We start from the raw sequence: 1211 nt of genomic DNA, 5'->3' as shown, positions 1-1211 counted from the left end.
CTAGTGGCTCGTCATGGATTGTTGACCGGGTAATCCCCAGCTGACCACCCCATCCACGGCAGACTGTCTCCGAGTCGAGACAAGGAGGTGGTCGTGGCACGTCAACCGAGCGTGTTCGTCCGATCGTTGACCATGGAGGAAGGCCGCCGGCTGCAGAAGATCAGCCGCACCGCCAAAGACCCGATCAAACTCCGACGAGCCATCGTGGTGCTGATGTCCGCCCAAGGCCAGACCGTCAAGGACATCACCTCGTTGATGCAGGTCAGCGACGATTACGTCCGTGATGTGATCCACGCGTTCAACGAGCAGGGATTCGAGGCGTTGCACCCAAAATGGAACGGGGGACGGCCGAAGACGATCGATGAGCAGACTCGCGAGAAGATCTGCTTGATCGCCCGGACGTCCCCCGCCGATTGGAAGATCACGGCATTCTCCACCTGGAGTCTCACCAAGCTGACCGAGCACCTGATCGCGCAGAAGATCGTGCCGACCATCAGTCGCGAGACGCTGCGCCGCATCCTGCGCGAGGGCAAGGTCACCTGGCAGTCGACCACGACCTGGAAGGCCTCGACCGACCCGGATTTCCTGTCGAAGATGCGCACGATCTTGGATCTGTACGACACCCCGCCGGCCGACGGGCGGGTCGTCTGCGTCGACGAATTCGGGCCGCTGAACCTGCAGCCGCGGAAAGGGAAATCGTGGCGGCCGGCGACACATCCGTTGCGATTGCGGGCGACGTATCACCGCTACGACGGGGTGATGCACATGCTCGCCGCACTCGATTTATCGAGTGGCAGAGTGTATTACCGAATCCGCCCTCGTAAACGAGCTGGCGAGTTCCTCGACCTTCTGAAGGTGTTGCGGGCCAGGTGGCCCGGGGAGAAGTTGTACGTGGTGCTCGACAACTTCTCCCCGCACCGGCACCTGTCCGTCCGCCGGTGGGCTGAGGACCATGACGTCGAGTTGGTGTTTTTGCCGACCTACGGGTCGTGGCTGAACTGGATCGAGTCCGAGTTCGCGGCGTTGCGGTACTTCGCCCTGAACGGCACCGATCATCGCAGTCACACCGAGCAGAACGCTGCGATCGCGGCGTATATGCGGTGGCGCAATGCCCGTGCCGAACCGAAAACCCGATTCGCCCCGGACTCGCCGATCCGATCGTGGACCGAGTACCCGTATTATCCGGCCAAGGTTGCGTGACGAGCCACTAG

At 62.0% G+C, this 1211-nt stretch carries 1 protein-coding gene; it reads left to right on the top strand.

From position 1 onward, the window contains the following. Positions 1–93: 93 nt before the first annotated feature. The gene (locus A5767_RS12005) at positions 94–1200 is read left to right on the top strand and encodes an IS630 family transposase (RefSeq protein ID WP_231913178.1); all 1107 of its coding nucleotides are present in this window, start codon (positions 94–96) and stop codon (positions 1198–1200) included. Positions 1201–1211 lie beyond the last annotated feature (11 nt).

Source organism: Rhodococcus sp. 852002-51564_SCH6189132-a (assembly GCF_001665495.1).
Lineage (GTDB): Bacteria > Actinomycetota > Actinomycetes > Mycobacteriales > Mycobacteriaceae > Rhodococcus > Rhodococcus pyridinivorans.
Note: the sequence above shows the minus strand (reverse complement) of the source record. Positions and strands in the feature narration are given on the sequence as shown.